The 16,885-nt window shown below is 67.1% G+C and carries 11 protein-coding genes; 5 read left to right on the top strand and 6 right to left on the bottom strand.

The features are described from left to right. The first annotated feature begins 10 nt into the window (after window positions 1-10). The 4 genes from nagA (at window position 11) to nagE (ending at window position 6,435) form a co-directional block, all read left to right on the top strand. Entirely contained in the window at window positions 11-1,117 is a 1,107-nt protein-coding gene (gene nagA / locus IB273_RS10335) for an N-acetylglucosamine-6-phosphate deacetylase (protein WP_192224014.1), read from the top strand. Then, complete coding sequence (locus IB273_RS10330) at window positions 1,098-2,120, top strand: SIS domain-containing protein (protein ID WP_192209810.1); 1,023 nt, start codon at window positions 1,098-1,100, stop codon at window positions 2,118-2,120. The genes nagA and IB273_RS10330 overlap by 20 nt, the downstream gene beginning before the upstream one ends. 11 nt (window positions 2,121-2,131) lie before the next feature. Then, entirely contained in the window at window positions 2,132-4,645 is a 2,514-nt protein-coding gene (gene ptsP / locus IB273_RS10325; protein WP_192224013.1) for a phosphoenolpyruvate--protein phosphotransferase, read from the top strand. A 131-nt stretch (window positions 4,646-4,776) separates the two neighbouring features. Continuing rightward, a complete protein-coding gene (nagE, locus tag IB273_RS10320; protein ID WP_412548078.1) occupies window positions 4,777-6,435 on the top strand; it encodes an N-acetylglucosamine-specific PTS transporter subunit IIBC in 1,659 nt (552 codons plus the stop codon). Window positions 6,436-6,479: 44 nt separating this feature from the next. Here nagE and IB273_RS10315 read toward each other — a convergent pair whose 3' ends face one another. The 3 genes from IB273_RS10315 to purL all read right to left on the bottom strand — a co-directional run bounded on the left by IB273_RS10315 (window position 6,480) and on the right by purL (window position 11,218). Further along, complete coding sequence (locus IB273_RS10315; protein WP_045210478.1) at window positions 6,480-6,797, bottom strand: YqfO family protein; 318 nt, start codon at window positions 6,795-6,797, stop codon at window positions 6,480-6,482. A 183-nt stretch (window positions 6,798-6,980) separates the two neighbouring features. Then, the gene (locus IB273_RS10310; RefSeq protein ID WP_192224012.1) at window positions 6,981-7,241 is read right to left on the bottom strand and encodes a CDGSH iron-sulfur domain-containing protein; all 261 of its coding nucleotides are present in this window, start codon (window positions 7,239-7,241) and stop codon (window positions 6,981-6,983) included. A gap of 80 nt (window positions 7,242-7,321) precedes the next feature. After that, window positions 7,322-11,218: a phosphoribosylformylglycinamidine synthase gene (purL, locus tag IB273_RS10305; RefSeq protein WP_081515927.1), complete on the bottom strand. Its 3,897-nt coding sequence runs from the start codon at window positions 11,216-11,218 to the stop codon at window positions 7,322-7,324. Window positions 11,219-11,508: 290 nt separating this feature from the next. On the opposite strand from purL, the gene mltF reads away from it, so the two are divergent. Continuing rightward, the gene (mltF, locus tag IB273_RS10300; protein ID WP_151188075.1) at window positions 11,509-12,987 is read left to right on the top strand and encodes a membrane-bound lytic murein transglycosylase MltF; all 1,479 of its coding nucleotides are present in this window, start codon (window positions 11,509-11,511) and stop codon (window positions 12,985-12,987) included. Window positions 12,988-13,138: 151 nt separating this feature from the next. Here the strand turns inward: mltF and tadA are convergent, their stop codons facing one another. The 3 genes from tadA to guaA all read right to left on the bottom strand — a co-directional run bounded on the left by tadA (window position 13,139) and on the right by guaA (window position 16,885). Beyond that, a complete protein-coding gene (tadA, locus tag IB273_RS10295; RefSeq protein WP_151188076.1) occupies window positions 13,139-13,660 on the bottom strand; it encodes a tRNA adenosine(34) deaminase TadA in 522 nt (173 codons plus the stop codon). Then, window positions 13,648-15,051, bottom strand: a complete 1,404-nt coding sequence (locus IB273_RS10290; protein ID WP_192224011.1) for a multicopper oxidase family protein — start codon at window positions 15,049-15,051, stop codon at window positions 13,648-13,650. The genes tadA and IB273_RS10290 overlap by 13 nt, the downstream gene beginning before the upstream one ends. 256 nt (window positions 15,052-15,307) lie before the next feature. Continuing rightward, on the bottom strand, window positions 15,308-16,885 hold the full coding sequence (guaA, locus tag IB273_RS10285; protein WP_151188078.1) for a glutamine-hydrolyzing GMP synthase: 1,578 nt from the start codon (window positions 16,883-16,885) through the stop codon (window positions 15,308-15,310).

Raw genomic sequence — 16,885 nt, 5'->3', positions numbered from 1 at the left:
GAAGACTCCGATGCTCGAAGGCAACATCCTCACCCCCCAGGGCTGGATCGTGGGCCACCTGCACCTGCAGGAAGGCCGCATCCAGCGTATCGAAGGCTCGCTCGGCGATCCCTCGCACAACGACCTGCCCTACCTGCTGCCCGGCTTCATCGACCTGCATGTCCACGGCGGCGGCGGCCACGACATCATGGAAGGCGCCAGCGCCTTTGCCGCCATTGCCCGCACGCACCTGCGCTTCGGTACCACTTCGCTGCTCGCCACCACCATGACGGCGCCGCGGGACGAGATCGCCGGCGTGCTCGGCGCGCTGGGCGACTACTGCCAGGCTCCGCGCGGCAAAGCCGCACGCGTGCTGGGCGTGCACCTGGAAGGCCCGTTCATCAACTCCGGCAAGCTCGGTGCGCAGCCCAACTTCGCCCATGCCGCCGCGCTCGACGAAGTGGATGAGTTCCTGCGCCTGGCGCCTATCCGGGTCATCACCATCGCCCCGGAAATCGCCGGCCACCTGCCGCTGATCAGCGCACTGGTCGAGCGCGGCGTGCGCCTGCAGATCGGCCACACGCTGGGCAGCTACGAGGATGGCGTGGCCGCCATGGAGGCCGGCGCCACCAGCTTCACTCACCTGTACAACGCCATGACCGGCCTGCACCACCGCGAACCCGGCATGGTTGGCGCCGCATTGGCCCACGCGCGGTTCGCCGAGCTGATTCCCGACCTGCTGCACGTGCACCCCGGCGCGATCAAGGTCGCCCTGCGCTCGATCCCGTGCCTGTACTGCGTGACCGACTCCACCGCCGCCGCCGGCATGCCCGACGGCGAATACAAGCTGGGCAGCCACACCGTCACCAAGTGCCTGGGCGGCGTACGCCTGCCCGACGGCACCCTGGCCGGCAGCACGCTGACCATGGATCAGGCGCTGCGCAACCTGGTGAAGATCGGCCTGCCCATCGCCGAGGCCTCCCAGCGTCTCTCGCAGTTCCCCGCCGATTACCTGGGGCTGACCGAGCGTGGTCGCCTCACCCCCGGAGCCTGGGCCGACATCGTGCGCCTGGACCGTTCCCTGACCCTCGAGACCGTCTGGGTCGAAGGAGACCAGTTTGACCTCGCTGATGCTTGAAGAAGCACTGTCCGCCGCCGACGTGGTTGCGCGCCAGCTCACCGTACTGGACCGCAGCCTGCCGGAGCTCGGCGAGCGCCTGCGCGCTGTCGCACCGAAGCTGGCGATGACGGTCGCCCGTGGCAGCTCCGACCATGCCGCCAGCTACTTCGCCTACCTGACCATGCAGCATGCCGGCCTGCCGGTGGCCTCGCTGCCGATGTCGGTGGTGACTTTGCGTCAGGCGCCGCTGCAGGTGGACGGCCAGGTCGCCTTCGCCTTCTCCCAGTCCGGCCAGAGCCCGGACCTGGTCGACACCCTGAGCCGCCTGCGCGAGCGCGGCGCCCTCAGCGTTGCCCTGGTGAACGCCGAGAACTCCCCGCTGCAAGCTGCCGCCGAGTTCACCGTGCCGCTGTGTGCCGGCCCCGAACGCAGTGTCGCCGCCACCAAGAGCTTCATCGCCACCCTCAGCGCGTCCACCCGTCTGCTGGCCCATTGGCAGCGCGACCAGGCGCTGCTCGAAGCGGGAGCCGGGCTTGCCGCCGACCTCCGGCGCGCCGCGGCGCTCGACTGGACGCCAGCCGTCGAAGCCCTGCGCGACGGCGAGCGGCTGATGGTGATCGGTCGCGGTACCGGCTTCGCCGTGGCCCAGGAGGCCGCGCTGAAATTCAAGGAAACCTCGGCGATCCAGGCCGAGGCGTTCAGCAGCGCCGAAGTCCGCCACGGACCGATGGCCCTGGTGGACGAGCACTACCCGCTGCTCATCCTCGCCCCGCGCGGCCCCGAGCAGGCCGGCCTGCTGGCCCTGGCCGAGGACATGCGCCAGCGTGGCGCGCGCGTCCTGCTGGCCGCCCCGGACGATGTCGCCGGGCGTGACCTGCCGCTCGTAACCGCCGCCCACCCGGCGCTGGACCCGATCCTGGCGATCCAGAGCTTCTACGTCATGGCCGCCAGCTTGTCCGAAGCACGCGGCATGAACCCGGACCAGCCGCGGCACCTGAGCAAGGTCACCCGCACCCACTGAGCGCAGCCACCATGAACAACAACAATCTGGCCCTCAAAGCCCCCCTGAGCGGGCCCGTGATGCCGCTCAGCCGGGTCCCCGATCCGGTGTTTTCCAGCGGTGCCATGGGTGATGGGATCGCCATCGACCCGCTGAACGACTGCCTGCACGCGCCCTGCGCCGGTGTGGTCATGCACCTCGCCCGTACCCGCCATGCCGTGACCCTGAAGGCCGACAACGGTGCCGAGCTGCTGTTGCACCTGGGCCTGGACACCGTCCAGCTGCAGGGCGAGGGTTTCGAAGCGCTGGTGCGGGAAGGTGAGCGGGTCAGCGAAGGTCAACCGCTGCTGCGCTTCGACCTGGACAAGGTAGCGCGCGGCAGCAGGAGCCTGATTACCGTACTGATCGTCACCAATGGCGAAGGCTACGAGCTGCGCCCGCTGACCACCACTTCGGTGGACGTCGGCGCGCCGCTGCTGCAACTCAGCCGGACCGCTACGGCACCCGTGGCCAACGAACAACACGCTGGCGGCAGTGAAACCCGTGGCCGCGTCCGCGTGGCGCTGCGCGGCGGTCTCCACGCCCGCCCCGCCGCCCTGCTGCGCAAGACCGCCCAGGAGTTCTCCAGCCGCGCCGAACTGCATGTCGGCGGGCGCAGCGCCAGCATCGACAGCCTGGTCGGGGTCATGGGCCTGGGCGTCGCCGAGCAGGACGAAGTGGAAGTGATCTGCCGCGGCCAGGACAGCGAAGCGGCGCTCCACGCCCTGCTGAAAACCCTGGGCACCGCCGATGGCGAACCTCATCCCCTTCCCATCGCCGCCATCCCGGTATCTGCACCGCGGGGCGCGGACGAACCCGGCGTACTGGGCGGCGTCTGCGCAGCCCCTGGCTTGGCCAGCGGCCCGCTGGTGCGCCTGGGCACCATCCAGCTCCCGCAGGACACCGGAGATTCCCGACCGGACGAACAGCACCGCGCACTGGATCAGGCACTGGAGCATGTTCGCGATGACGTTCGCACCACGCTGCAACAGGCCGGGAAACAAGGTCACGCAGACGAGGAAGCGATCTTCTCCGCCCACCTCGCCCTGCTCGAAGACCCCGGCCTGCTGGATGCCGCCGACCTGCTGATCGACCAGCGCATCAGCGCCGCCCACGCCTGGAGCCGCGCCGTGCAGACGCAATGCGGCATTCTGCTGGCGCTGGGCAACCCGCTGCTGGCCGAGCGCGCCAACGACCTGCGTGACCTGGAGAAGCGCGTGCTGCGCGTCCTCCTCGGCAAAGAGGGCGAACAGCCGGTCCCGGCCGGCAGCCTGGTAGCCGCCCATGAAATCACCCCGTCCGACCTCGGCCCGCTGGTGCGTGCCGGCGCTGCCGGCCTGTGCATGGCCGAAGGCGGCGCCACCTCCCATGTCGCCATCCTTGCCCGCGCCAAGGGCCTGCCCTGCGTAGTCGCCCTCGGCCCGCAACTGCTGGAACTGGAAGAAGGCCGAACGCTGGTGCTGGATGCCGATCATGGCCGACTGGAATACAGCCCCAGCGCCGAACGGATCGCCCAGGTCGCGGCCCAGCGTGAACAACGCGAGCAGACCCGCGAACGCCAGCGCGTGCAGGCCCAGCAACCGGCCGTGACCCGCGACTGCAAGTCCATCGAGGTCGGCGCCAACGTCGCCAACCCGGAAGAAGCGGCCGAAGCCTTCGTCGCCGGAGCCGACGGCGTCGGCCTGCTGCGTACCGAGTTCCTCTTTCTCGACCGCCAGCAGGCGCCGAACGAGCAGGAACAGCAGCGCGCCTACCAGGACGTGCTGGACGCCATGGGCGAGCGGCGGGTGATCATCCGCACCATCGATGTCGGCGGCGACAAGCACCTCGCCTACCTGCCGCTGCCCGCCGAGGAAAATCCGGCCCTGGGCCTGCGCGGTATCCGCCTCGGCCGGGCACTGCCGCAACTGCTCGACCAGCAGTTGCGCGCACTGTTGCAGGTCTCGCCGCTGCACCGCTGCCGCGTGCTGCTGCCCATGGTCAGCGAAGTGGAGGAGCTGATCGCCATCCGCCAGCGCCTGGACCAGTTGGCGCAGGAACTGGGCATCGAGCAACGCCCCGAACTGGGCGTGATGATCGAGGTACCCTCCGCCGCCCTATTGGCCGACCAACTGGCCGAGCACGCCGACTTCCTCTCCATCGGCACCAACGACCTTTCGCAGTACACCCTGGCCATGGACCGCTGCCATGCCGGGCTCGCCGCGCGCATCGATGCACTGCATCCGGCCCTGCTGCGGCTGATCGCCCAGACCTGCGCCGGCGCCGCCCGCCATGGCCGCTGGGTCGGCGTCTGCGGCGCGCTCGCCAGCGAAGTGCTGGCCACGCCGGTGTTGATCGGCCTGGGCGTGCAGGAGCTCTCGGTGAGCCCCGGCCTGGTCGGCGAGATCAAGGCGCGAGTCCGCGAACTCGACGCCGAGGACTGCCGCCAGCGCAGCCAGGAACTGCTGGCCCTGGGCAGCGCCCGCGCCGTGCGGGAAGCCTGCGCGCGCCTGTGGCCGCAGCCCTGACGCCCCAGAACAAGAATCGGAGTCCCACCATGACCACTGAGCTGATCCAGACCGCACAAGGCCCGCGCCAGCTGCTCGCGCAGTTGTACGGCGGCTTCATCGAAACCCTGCAGCGCCTGGGCCGCGCCCTGATGCTGCCGATCGCCATCCTGCCGATCGCCGGCCTGCTGCTGCGCCTGGGCGACAAGGACCTGCTGAACATCCTGCTGATCCACGATGCCGGCAATGCGATCTTCGCCAACCTGGCGCTGATCTTCGCGATCGGCATCTCCGTCGGCTTCGCCCGCGACAACAACGGCACCGCCGGCCTGGCGGGCGCCGTGGGCTACCTGGTGATGATGTCGACGCTCAACGCCATCGATCCCGGCATCAACATGGGCGTGCTCTCGGGGATCATCAGCGGCCTGGTGGCCGGCGCGCTGTACAACCGCTTCAAGGACATCGCCCTGCCGCAGTACCTGGCGTTCTTCGGCGGCCGGCGCTTCGTGCCCATCGTCACCGGCCTCGCCGCACTGGGCCTGGGCGTGCTGTTCGGGCTGATCTGGCCGCCCATCCAGCAGGTCATCGACGACCTCGGCAACCTGCTGGTGGGCAGCGGCAGCCTCGGCGCCTTCGCCTTCGGCGTGCTCAACCGCCTGCTGATCGTCACCGGCCTGCACCACATCCTCAACAACCTGATGTGGTTCGTCTTCGGCGCCTTCACCGACCCTGATACCGGCCGGCAGATCACCGGCGACCTCGCCCGCTACTTCGCCGGCGATCCGAAGGGCGGCCAGTTCATGGCCGGCATGTTCCCGGTGATGATGTTCGGCCTGCCGGCGGCGTGCCTGGCGATGTACCGCAACGCCCGCCCGGAGCGACGCAAGCTGGTCGGCGGCCTGCTGCTGTCGATGGCGCTGACCGCCTTCCTCACCGGCGTGACCGAGCCCATCGAGTTCGCCTTCATGTTCCTGGCTCCGCTGCTGTACCTGTTGCACGCGCTGCTGACCGGGCTGTCTATGGCCATCACCGACCTGCTGAACATCCGCCTGGGCTTCACCTTCTCCGGCGGCGCCATCGACCTGGCGCTGGGCTGGGGCAAGTCCACCAACGGCTGGATGCTCTGGCCGCTGGGCCTGTGCTACGCCGCCGCCTACTACTTCGTGTTCGACTTCTGCATCCGGCGCTTCCAGCTGAAGACGCCCGGCCGCGAGGAGATCGACGAGAACACCGACGGCGAGACGGTTTCCAGCCCCTCCGAACAGCGCGCCCCTGCCTTCATCAAAGCGCTGGGCGGTGCCGCCAACCTGGAAGTGGTGGATGCCTGCACCACCCGCCTGCGCCTGAAACTGAAGGACCGCAACAAGGCCTCGGACGCACAGCTCAAGGCGTTGGGCGCCATGGCCGTGGTGCGCCCCGGCAAAGCCGGCAGCCTGCAGGTGGTGGTGGGCCCGGAAGCCGACAGCATCGCCGACGAGATCCGTCGCGCACTGCCGGCAGGCATCCTGCAGGAAAGTGCAGCCCCATCCATCAGCGACGATTCGGCCCCGCCGCCGGCGGAGCTCGTCTCGTCCCGGGAAGCTGGCGAATGGCTGCAGGCGCTGGGTGGCCAGGACAACCTGCGCAGTGTGGAGACCGTCGCGCTGACACGCTTGCGGGTGGCCGTGAAGAACGCTGAGCAGTTGCAGCGAGATCGTCTCGCCGAACTGGGTTGCCAGGGCGTCAGCCAGGTCGCCGAAGGCGTCTATCACCTGTTGGTCGGGGTTCGTGCGGGGGCGCTGGGGCAGTCTTTCGACCGCCTGCGCGGCTGATGGTTGAACATGAAAAAAGGCGCCTGCGGGCGCCTTTTTTTGGGTCAGAAGACCATGTCCGATAGCCGCCAGACCTCGAAGGCCGGCGTCTCGTACGGGTGGGCCTGCTTGAGGGCCTTCACCGAGTCATGGATCAACTCGTCGGCCACCACCATCTCCACCTTCCATTCGGCGACCTGCTCGACGCTGCCGGCCTGGCCGATGTAGGGGTTGCTGCCCTGCAAGGGGCGAAACTGTCCCTGTCCGAGCGCCTGCCAGCAACAGCTGTCATAGGCACCGATGCGTCCTGCACCGGCGGCGAACACCGCTTTCTTGACCGGTTCCAGATGGCTTTCCGGAACGTAGAAACACAGTTTGTACATCGGAGGCTCCGATCGAAACAGGGACACAGCCGTGACAAAGAGCGCCACGGGTGACAAATCCTGCCACAAATAGTGGCACTTTGCCTCTTATGACTTGCAGGTCATCGTGGAAGTTCGACCGTCCGGTTCCGGGCTTGTTCGCCAGGGAACGACTTTGTACGAAATCTGTGACGGACTTCGAGCTCACCGACCGGTGAAGCGCCGCCAGCGCTCTTTCAGACCTGGCGCCGCAGGAGCGTGGGAGCCGTCGCAGAACGGCAAGTTCGCCGACAGTCCGCAACAGCACAGCAGCAGATGCCACTCGCGCCCGACCGTCAGTTCCAGCGAGTCGGTACAACTCGCCGCGGCATCCGGCAGGCTGGCGCACTGCCCGCAGCGGCACAGGTGCAGGACCTGTCCCGGCGTGACTGCGCGAACCTCAGGAAGCCTCTCGTCGTCAGTCAACGCGCCCCTCCTCGATAGCCGGACAAAGAAAAAGGGGAAAGCCGAAGCTTTCCCCTTTCCCGTGTCGCATCAGTTCGGACTCAGCCGACCCAGACGCGGGCGTTGCGGAACATGCGCATCCAGCCGCCGTCCTCTTCCCACTCGTCCGGACGCCAGGAGTTCTGCACCGCGCGGAACACACGCTCAGGGTGCGGCATCATGATGGTGACACGGCCGTCACGGCTGGTCAGGCCGGTGATGCCACGCGGCGAGCCGTTCGGGTTGGCCGGATAGCTCTCGGTGACCTTGCCCAGGTTGTCGACGAAACGCAGGGCCACGGTGCCGGACAGATCGGACTCCAGCAGCGCCTCCTCGCTCTCGAACTCCGCATGGCCTTCGCCGTGGGCGATGGCGATCGGCATGCGCGAACCGGCCATGCCCTGCAGGAAGATCGACTGCGATTCCTGTACCTGGACCATCGCCACGCGCGCTTCGAACTGCTCGGAACGGTTGCGCACGAAGTGCGGCCAGAACTCGGTGCCGGGGATCAGCTCGTGCAGGTTGGACATCATCTGGCAACCGTTGCACACGCCGAGGGCGAAGCTGTCCTTGCGCTCGAAGAAGGCCTGGAAGCCATCGCGGGCACGGGCGTTGAACAGGATCGACTTGGCCCAGCCTTCGCCGGCGCCCAGTACGTCGCCGTAGGAGAAGCCGCCGCAGGCCACCAGGCCCTTGAACTGCTCCAGGCTGACGCGACCGGAGAGGATATCGCTCATGTGCACGTCGACGGCGGCAAAGCCGGCGCGGTCGAAGGCCGCTGCCATTTCCACCTGACCGTTGACGCCCTGCTCGCGCAGGATGGCGATCTGCGGACGCACGCCTTTCTTGATGTAGGGCGCGGCGATGTTGTCGTTGACGTCGAAGCTCAGTTTCACCGACAGGCCGGGATTGTCTTCTTCCAGCAGGCCGTCGAATTCCTGGTCGGCGCAGTCGGCGTTGTCACGCATGCGCTGGATGCGGTAGCTGGTTTCGCTCCAGATGCGCTGCAGGTTGCGGCGCTGGGCATTGAAGACGCGCTCGCCATTGAAGGACAGCTCGATGTCGGCGCCACTGGCCGGCTGGCCGATGACCGCGACGCAGTCTTCCAGGCCGGCGGCGCTGAACTGGGCCAGCACTTCCGGGGTGGCGGCGGAGCGCACCTGAATCACCGCGCCCAGCTCTTCGTTGAACAGGGCGGCGGTCAGCTCGTCACGGCTGTCGGCCAGCGCGTCGAGGTTCAGGTCCAGGCCGCAGTGACCGGCGAAGGCCATTTCGACCACGGTGGCCATCAGGCCGCCATCGGAACGGTCGTGGTAGGCCAGCAGGTGGCCGTCGGCGTTCAGGCCCTGGATCACGGCGAAGAAGGCTTTCAGGTCTTCGGCGTCGTCGACGTCCGGAGCGGCGCGGCCGATCTGGCCGTTGACCTGGGCGAGGATAGAGCCACCCATGCGGTTCTTGCCGCGGCCGAGGTCGATGACGATCAGGTCGCTCTCGCCCTTGTCCAGACGCAGCTGCGGGGTCAGGGTCTTGCGCACGTCATTGACCGGGGCGAAGCCGGAGATGATCAGCGACATCGGCGAGGTGACGCTCTTCTCGGCGTCGCCATCCTGCCAGCGGGTCTTCATGGACATGGAGTCCTTGCCCACCGGGATGGTGATGCCCAGCGCCGGGCACAGCTCCATGCCGACCGCCTTGACGGTGTCGTACAGGCGCGCGTCCTCGCCCGGGTGGCCGGCAGCGGCCATCCAGTTGGCGGAGAGCTTGATCTCGGAAATCTTGTCGATGCTCGCGGCGGCCAGGTTGGTGATGGTCTCGCCGATCGCCATGCGGCCAGAGGCCGGGGCGTCGATCACGGCCAGCGGGGTACGCTCGCCCATGGCCATGGCTTCACCGGTGTAGACGTCGAAGCTGGTGGCGGTGACGGCGCAATCGGCCACCGGGACCTGCCACGGGCCGACCAGCTGGTCGCGGGCAACCAGGCCGGTGATGGTGCGGTCGCCGATGGTGATCAGGAAGTTCTTGCTGGCCACGGCCGGGTGACGCAGCACGCGCTCGGTGGACTCGGTGAGGTCCAGGCCGGCGGCGGCGAAGTCATCGCCCAGCTCGGCTTCGCGGGTGACCGAACGGTGCATGCGCGGCGGCTTGCCGAGCAGCACTTCGAGCGGCATGTCCACCGGCTTGTTGCCGAAGTGGCTGTCGGCGACGGTCAGCTGCAGCTCTTCGGTGGCTTCGCCGACCACGGCGAACGGGCAGCGCTCGCGCTCGCAGATGGCCTTGAAGGTCTCGAAGTCGGCGGCATCCACCGACATCACGTAGCGTTCCTGCGACTCGTTGCACCAGATTTCCAGCGGGCTCATGCCCGGCTCGTCATTGGGCACGTTGCGCAGTTCGAAGCGGCCGCCACGGCCGCCGTCGTTGATCAGTTCCGGCAGGGCGTTGGAGATGCCGCCCGCGCCCACGTCGTGGATGAACTTGATCGGGTTGTTCTCGCCCATCTGCCAGCAGCGGTCGATGACCTCCTGGCAACGGCGCTCCATTTCCGGGTTCTCGCGCTGCACCGAAGCGAAGTCCAGGTCAGCGGCGGAAGCGCCGGTGGCCATGGAGGAAGCGGCGCCGCCGCCCAGGCCGATCAGCATGGCCGGGCCGCCGAGCACGATCAGCTTGGCGCCGACCGAGATCTCGCCCTTCTGCACGTGGTCTTCGCGGATATTGCCCAGGCCGCCGGCGATCATGATCGGCTTGTGGTAACCGCGGACTTCCTCACCACGCGGGGTGGCGATGGCCTGCTCGAAGGTACGGAAGTAGCCGGCCAGGTTCGGGCGGCCGAATTCGTTGTTGAACGCGGCGCCGCCCAGCGGGCCTTCGATCATGATGTCCAGCGGGGTGACGATGCGCTCGGGCTTGCCGTAGGGCACTTCCCAGGGCTGCTCGAAACCGGGGATGTTCAGGTTGGAGACGGTGAAGCCGACCAGGCCGGCCTTGGGCTTGGCGCCACGACCGGTTGCGCCTTCGTCGCGGATCTCGCCGCCGGAGCCGGTGGAGGCGCCGGGGAAGGGAGCGATGGCGGTCGGGTGGTTGTGGGTCTCCACCTTCATCAGGATGTGCACCGGCTCTTCGCTGGCGCCGTACTGGCGGGTCTCGGCGTTCGGGTAGAAGCGGCCGGCGACATAGCCCTTCATGACCGCGGCGTTGTCCTTGTAAGCGGACAGCACGCCTTCGCGGTGCATTTCATAGGTGTTCTTGATCATGCCGAACAGGCTCTTGTCCTGAGCCTGGCCGTCGATGTCCCAACTGGCGTTGAAGATCTTGTGGCGGCAGTGTTCGGAGTTGGCCTGGGCGAACATCATCAGCTCGACGTCATGCGGGTTGCGGCCCATCTCGACGAAGCTCTTCACCAGGTAGTCGATCTCGTCGTCGGCCAGGGCCAGGCCCAGCTCGAGGTTGGCCTTCTCCAGCGCGGCGCGACCGCCGGCGAGGATGTCGACCACGGTCAGCGGCTTGGGCTGGGCGTGGCTGAACAGGGCCGAAGCTTCTTCCAGTTGGTTCAGCACCAGCTGGGTCATGCGGTCGTGCAGGCGGGCGGCGACGGCTTGCGCGTCGGCCTCGCTCAGCTCGCCGGTGACGTAGTAGGCGATGCCGCGCTCAAGGCGCTCGATCTTCGCCAGGCCGCAGTTGCGGGCGATGTCAGAGGCCTTGCTCGACCAGGGCGAGATGGTGCCGAAGCGCGGGAGAACCAGGAACAGGCGGCCGGCGGGCTCCTGCACGGGAACGCTCGGACCGTATTTCAGCAGGCGCGCCAGGACTTGTTCTTCCTCGGCGTTGAGGGCTCCGGTGACCTCGGCGAAGTGCGCAAACTCGGCATACAGCCCGGTGACGGCGGGCACATGCTGGGTCAGCAGGTCGAGCAGTTTGCCGTGGCGGAAAGCGGAAAGGGCGGGGGCACCGCGCAGGATCAGCATTGTCGGAACAGCCTCTGGAGACGGGGAAGTGTGTGGGGCCGGACGGGCCGGCCCACAGAGGCCGTGCATTCTACCGTAAAGCGCAGCCCGGCGGCAGCTTTCAAGTACCTTCCTTGCCGCTGCTCCGGCGGAAATCGCCATTCATCTTCGAAGGCCTTCGAGCGGCCTAGGAAAAATCCCGGCCCTGCGGCCTTCAGCTGGAAAAATGCCGACGAACGGTGCCCCAGCTAGCAGAGAAGCTTCGAGCTGTCGAGATATGGCGCACAACGGCCTTTGCGTATACTGCCCTGATGCTTGCCCTGACTGTGTCCCGTGTGCGCTGCACCGCCTGGATCTTGGCGACCTGTATCTTTCTGCTGCTTTCCGGCTGTAGCGAGGCGAAAGCCCCGACGGCCCTTGAGCGCGTGCAGAAGGACGGCGTGCTGCGCGTGATCACCCGCAACAGTCCGGCCACCTACTTCCAGGACCGCAACGGCGATACCGGCTTCGAATACGAGCTGGCCAAGCGCTTCGCCGACAGCCTGGGCGTGCAGCTGCAGATCGAAACCGCCGACAACATCGACGACCTCTATGACCGCATCGGCCGCGACGGCGGACCGAACCTGGCGGCCGCCGGCCTGACGCCGGGCGGCGAGCGCGATACCCAGGTGCGCTACTCGCATTCCTACCTCGACGTCACCCCGCAGGTCGTCTATCGCAACGGCGCGCAGCGTCCTACCCGCCCCGACGACCTGGTAGGCAAGCGCATCGTCGTGTTGAAAGGCAGCAGCCATGCCTCGCAGCTGGCCGAACTGAAGAAGCAGTACCCCAAGCTGGAATACCGCGAATCCGACGCCGACGAGATGGTCGACCTGCTGCGCATGGTTGACGTCGGCGAGATCGACCTGACGCTGGTGGATTCCAACGAACTGGCGATGAACCAGGTGTACTTCCCCAACGTGCGCGTCGCCTTCGACCTCGGCGATGCCAAGGGCCTGGCCTGGGCGCTGCCGGCCGGCGATGACAACAGCCTGATCGAGAGGGTCAACGCCTTCCTCGACAAGGCCAAGCAGGACGGCCTGCTGCAACGCCTGAAGGACCGTTACTACGGCCACGTGGACGTCCTTGGTTACGTCGGTGCCTACACTTTCGCCCAGCACCTGCAGCAGCGCCTGCCCAAGTACGAACCGCACTTCCGCCAGAGCGGCACCAAGCTCGAGGCCGACTGGCGCCTGCTGGCCGCCATTGGCTACCAGGAATCCATGTGGCAGCCCGACGCGACCTCCAAGACCGGCGTGCGCGGCCTGATGATGCTGACCAACCGCACCGCCCAGGCCATGGGCGTGGCCAACCGCCTGGACCCGAAGCAGAGCATCCAGGGCGGCAGCAAGTACTACGTGCAGATCAAGGACGAGCTGCCCGACAGCATCAAGGACCCGGACCGCATGTGGTTCGCCCTGGCTGCCTACAACATCGGCGGCGCCCACCTGGACGACGCTCGCAAGATGGCCGAGCAGGAAGGCCTGAACCCGAACAAGTGGCTCGACGTAAAGAAGATGCTGCCGCGCCTGGCGCAGAAGCAGTACTACCGCAAGACGCGCTACGGCTACGCGCGCGGCGGGGAGACCGTGCACTTCGTGCAGAACGTGCGCCGCTACTACGACATTCTCACCTGGGTGACCCAGCCGCAGATGGAAGGCGGCCAGCTCGCCGAAAGCGGCCTGCACCTGCCGGGCGTGAACAAGACCAAGCCCAACGACGATGACGATGGGCGGGATCAGAAGCTCTGAGCCCAGCGCGGATTGAAATCGGTATTTCCATTGCAGGAGCGGGCCTTGCCCGCGATCGCGAGCATGGCTCGCTCCTACAGGTCAGCTCCGGCGCTTGGCCATTCGTACCGCGACACGGAGATGTTCGCGAGCAAGCTCGCCCCTACGACCTTCAGCTTTTGCTACGCCGCGCCTTGAAGAACGCCGAGAGCATCGCGCTGCACTCCTCCCCCAGCACTCCGCCTTCCACCAGCACCCGGTGGTTGAGGAAGTCCTGCTCGAAGAAGTTGCCACGGCTGACCACCACGCCGGACTTCGGCTCGGTGGCACCGAACACCACGCGCTGGATGCGCGAGTGCACCAGCAGGCCGGCGCACATGCTGCAGGGTTCGAGGGTCACGTAGAGCGTACTGCCGGGCAGGCGGTAGTTCTGCGCGGCGGCGGCAGCTTCGCGGATGGCGACCATCTCGGCATGGGCACTGGGATCGTGGGAAGTGATCGGTTGGTTGAAGCCGCGACCGATGACCTGCCCGTCCAGCACCAGCACGGCGCCCACCGGCACTTCGCCCAGCGCCGCGCCCTGCTCGGCCAGCGCCAGGGCTTCGCGCATGAAGGGGATGTCCCGGCTGCGGTCGATGACCGGCGCCAGCCCCTTCACCGTCGGGTGCCCCTTGCTGTTGGTCAGCCGCACCATGCCTCGCCCACCGCGATGGTTCCCATCAGCCCGGTCTCCATGTGATCGATCACGTGGCAGTGGAACATCCACAGGCCGGGGTTATCCGCCACCAGCGCCACGCGTGCCGTCTCATTCTTGCCCAGCAGGTAGGTATCGGTGAAATACGGGATGATCTCCCGACGATCGGAGTCCAGCACCTTGAAAGCCATGCCATGCAGGTGGATCGGGTGCTGGTACTGGGTCATGTTGCGCAGCACGAAGATATAGCTGTTGCCTTCCTTGAGCTTCGCCAGCGGCGGCGAGTTGTGCTTGTGCTCCTCGCCACCCTGCCAGGCCACGCCGTTGATCTGCCACAGCGAAGGCGCCGACTGACCCTTGGAGTAGTCGGACATGGCGCCGACCCACTCGAACTTGAAGTTGATGGTCTCGGCGTTTTTCAGGTCCGGCTCGGCCACCGGGTTGCGCGGCAGCGGGGCCGGCCACTTGGCGGTTGGCGCTTTCGGGTTGGCCACGCCACGGATGGTCGCCAGGCGTACCGGACCATTGCGCAGCGAGAGCTCCGTGCCTTCCGCCGGGCCACGGATGCCCAGCTCCAGGCGCATGCCCGGACCGATCCAGTACTGGTCGTTGGGGCCCTTGCCGAAGTCGCGCGGCTCCACCGGATGGCCATCGATGGCGTAGATCTTCGCCTCGGCGTCCGGCAGGTTCAGGCGATAGGTCACGGTGTTGTCGACGTTGAGGATGCGCACCCGGACGATCTCGCCGGCCGGCAGCTCGATCACCGGCGTGCGTTCGCCATTGATGGTCGACAGGCGCCCGCGGGTGCCCTCGCGCGCGGCCTCACGGGGAACACTGAAGGCGGTGAAGTTGCCCTCTTCGTCCACGTGCCAGGTCTTCAGGTTGAGGATCTTCTCGCTGGTGAACTCGCTCGGCTCGCGCTCGTCGATGATCAGCGGCCCGACCAGGCCACGGCCCAGCTGCTCGCTGCTCATCAGGTGCGGGTGATACCAGTAGCTGCCGGCGTCCGGCGTCTTGAACTGGTAGACGAAGCTCTCGCCCGGCTGCACCGGCGGCTGCGAGATGTAGGGCACGCCGTCCATCTCGATGGGCAGGCGGATGCCGTGCCAGTGGATGGTGGTCGGCTCGTCCAGCTTGTTGGTGAAGCGCACCCGCAGCCAGTCGCCCTGGCGCGCGCGGATTTCCACGCCGGGAGCCTGGCCGCCATAGCCAAGGCCGGGGGTCTTGTGGCCGGGCACCAGCTCCAGGTCGAGCGGCGCGGCGATCAGTTCGTAATCGTGCTCGGCGGCGACTTCCGGGCGCGCCAGCCAGATGCGCGCGCCACCGGCGCCCAGGCCGAGCACGGCCAGGCCGGCGATGCCGCCGAGTACTTGTCTACGGGTAAACGACATGGGTCCAGACTCCTAGAACAAGGGACTTGCGACCCCATCGGCTTTCACGGAGGTAGGCGCATTTCGCGCCTGGCGCCAGGCTCTTGCGGCCGGCTGCACGGTCCTGCCGGCTGAAACGCAAGCAGGAAGCAACTCTGCATGAAGAGGCAAACGCCTCTCATGCGCCAGGTCAAGGGCGGGCATTCCCGCCCTCGCCTGCTGCAGAAGGCGGGGAGATTGCCGTCTTCTGCGTTAAGGAAACGTTAAACGTCTCCGATCATTCCCACTCGATGGTAGCCGGCGGCTTGCTCGATACGTCGTAGGTGACGCGGGAGATGCCTTCGATCTCGTTGATGATGCGGTTCGAGACCTTCTCCAGCAGCTCGTAAGGCAGGTGCGCCCAGCGAGCGGTCATGAAGTCGATGGTTTCCACCGCGCGCAGGGCGACAACCCAGGCGTAGCGACGGCCATCACCGACCACGCCGACGGATTTCACCGGCTGGAACACCACGAAGGCCTGGCTGGTCTTGTGGTACCAGTCGAAGTTGCGCAGCTCTTCGATGAAGATGTGGTCCGCGCGACGCAGCAGGTCGGCGTATTCCTTCTTCACTTCGCCGAGGATGCGCACGCCCAGGCCCGGGCCCGGGAACGGGTGGCGATAGACCATGTCGTAGGGCAGGCCCAGCTCCAGGCCGATCTTGCGGACTTCGTCCTTGAACAGCTCGCGCAGCGGCTCGACCAGTTCGAACTGCATGTCTTCGGGCAGGCCACCGACGTTGTGGTGCGACTTGATCACGTGGGCCTTGCCGGTCTTGGCGCCGGCCGACTCGATCACGTCGGGGTAGATGGTGCCCTGGGCGAGGAACTTCACGTCCTGCAGCTTGGTGGCTTCCTGATCGAAGACTTCGATGAAGCTGCCGCCAATGATCTTGCGCTTCTGCTCCGGATCGCTGACACCAGTCAGGCGGCCGAGGAACAGCTCTTCGGCGTTGGCGCGGATCACCTTGACGCCCATGTTCTCGGCGAACATGGCCATCACCTGGTCACCTTCGTGCAGGCGCAGCAGGCCGTTGTCGACGAAGACGCAGGTCAGCTGGTCGCCGATGGCCTTGTGCAGCAGGGCCGCGACCACCGAGGAGTCGACACCGCCGGACAGGCCGAGCAGCACCTTGGAGTTGCCGACCTGGGCGCGAACGGTGGCGATGGCATCGTTGACGATGTTCGACGGAGTCCACAGGGCTTCGCAGCCGCAGATGTCCAGCACGAAGCGGGAGAGGATGCGGCCGCCCTGCTTGGTGTGGGTCACTTCCGGGTGGAACTGCACGCCGTAGTAGCCGCGGGCATCGTCGGCCATGGCGGCGATCGGGCAGCTCGGGGTGCTGGCGAGGATGTGGAAGCCGGCCGGGATTTCGGTGACCTTGTCGCCGTGGCTCATCCACACATCGAGGCCGAATACGCCGTCTTCACTGACGCAATCTTCGATGCCGTCCAGCAGGCGGGCCTTGCCGACCACGTCGACGCGGGCGTAGCCGAACTCGCGCAGGTCAGAGCCCAGTACCTTGCCGCCCATCTGCTCGGCCATGGTCTGCATGCCGTAGCAGATGCCGAACAGCGGCACCTTCAGGTCGAACACGGCCTGCGGCGCGCGCGGGCTGTTGGCTTCGTGCACCGACTCCGGGCCGCCGGCCAGGATGATGCCGCGCGGGGCGAAGGCGCGAACGTCGTCGTCGCTCATGTCGAACGGATGGATTTCGCAGTACACGCCGATCTCGCGAACGCGGCGGGCGATCAGCTGGGTGTACTGGGAGCCGAAGTCGAGGATCAGGATCCGGTGAGCGTGAATGTCTTGGGCCAT

Source organism: Pseudomonas sp. PDM19 (assembly GCF_014852215.1).
In the GTDB taxonomy this organism is placed as follows: Bacteria; Pseudomonadota; Gammaproteobacteria; order Pseudomonadales; family Pseudomonadaceae; genus Pseudomonas.
The sequence above is the reverse complement of the archived record's forward strand: the minus strand, read 5'-3'. Positions and strand labels throughout refer to the sequence as shown.

What these genes read in the sequence shown, in the direction of transcription:
- nagE (WP_412548078.1), top strand. Translation starts at nt 4,777, where the DNA reads ATGCTGCCGATCGCCATCCTGCCGATCGCCGGCCTGCTGCTGCGCCTG.
- IB273_RS10315 (WP_045210478.1), bottom strand. Translation starts at nt 6,797, where the DNA reads ATGTACAAACTGTGTTTCTACGTTCCGGAAAGCCATCTGGAACCGGTC.
- ptsP (WP_192224013.1), top strand. Translation starts at nt 2,132, where the DNA reads ATGAACAACAACAATCTGGCCCTCAAAGCCCCCCTGAGCGGGCCCGTG.
- IB273_RS10290 (WP_192224011.1), bottom strand. Translation starts at nt 15,051, where the DNA reads ATGTCGTTTACCCGTAGACAAGTACTCGGCGGCATCGCCGGCCTGGCC.
- mltF (WP_151188075.1), top strand. Translation starts at nt 11,509, where the DNA reads ATGCTTGCCCTGACTGTGTCCCGTGTGCGCTGCACCGCCTGGATCTTG.
- tadA (WP_151188076.1), bottom strand. Translation starts at nt 13,660, where the DNA reads ATGGTGCGGCTGACCAACAGCAAGGGGCACCCGACGGTGAAGGGGCTG.
- purL (WP_081515927.1), bottom strand. Translation starts at nt 11,218, where the DNA reads ATGCTGATCCTGCGCGGTGCCCCCGCCCTTTCCGCTTTCCGCCACGGC.
- guaA (WP_151188078.1), bottom strand. Translation starts at nt 16,885, where the DNA reads ATGGCCCAAGACATTCACGCTCACCGGATCCTGATCCTCGACTTCGGC.
- nagA (WP_192224014.1), top strand. Translation starts at nt 11, where the DNA reads ATGCTCGAAGGCAACATCCTCACCCCCCAGGGCTGGATCGTGGGCCAC.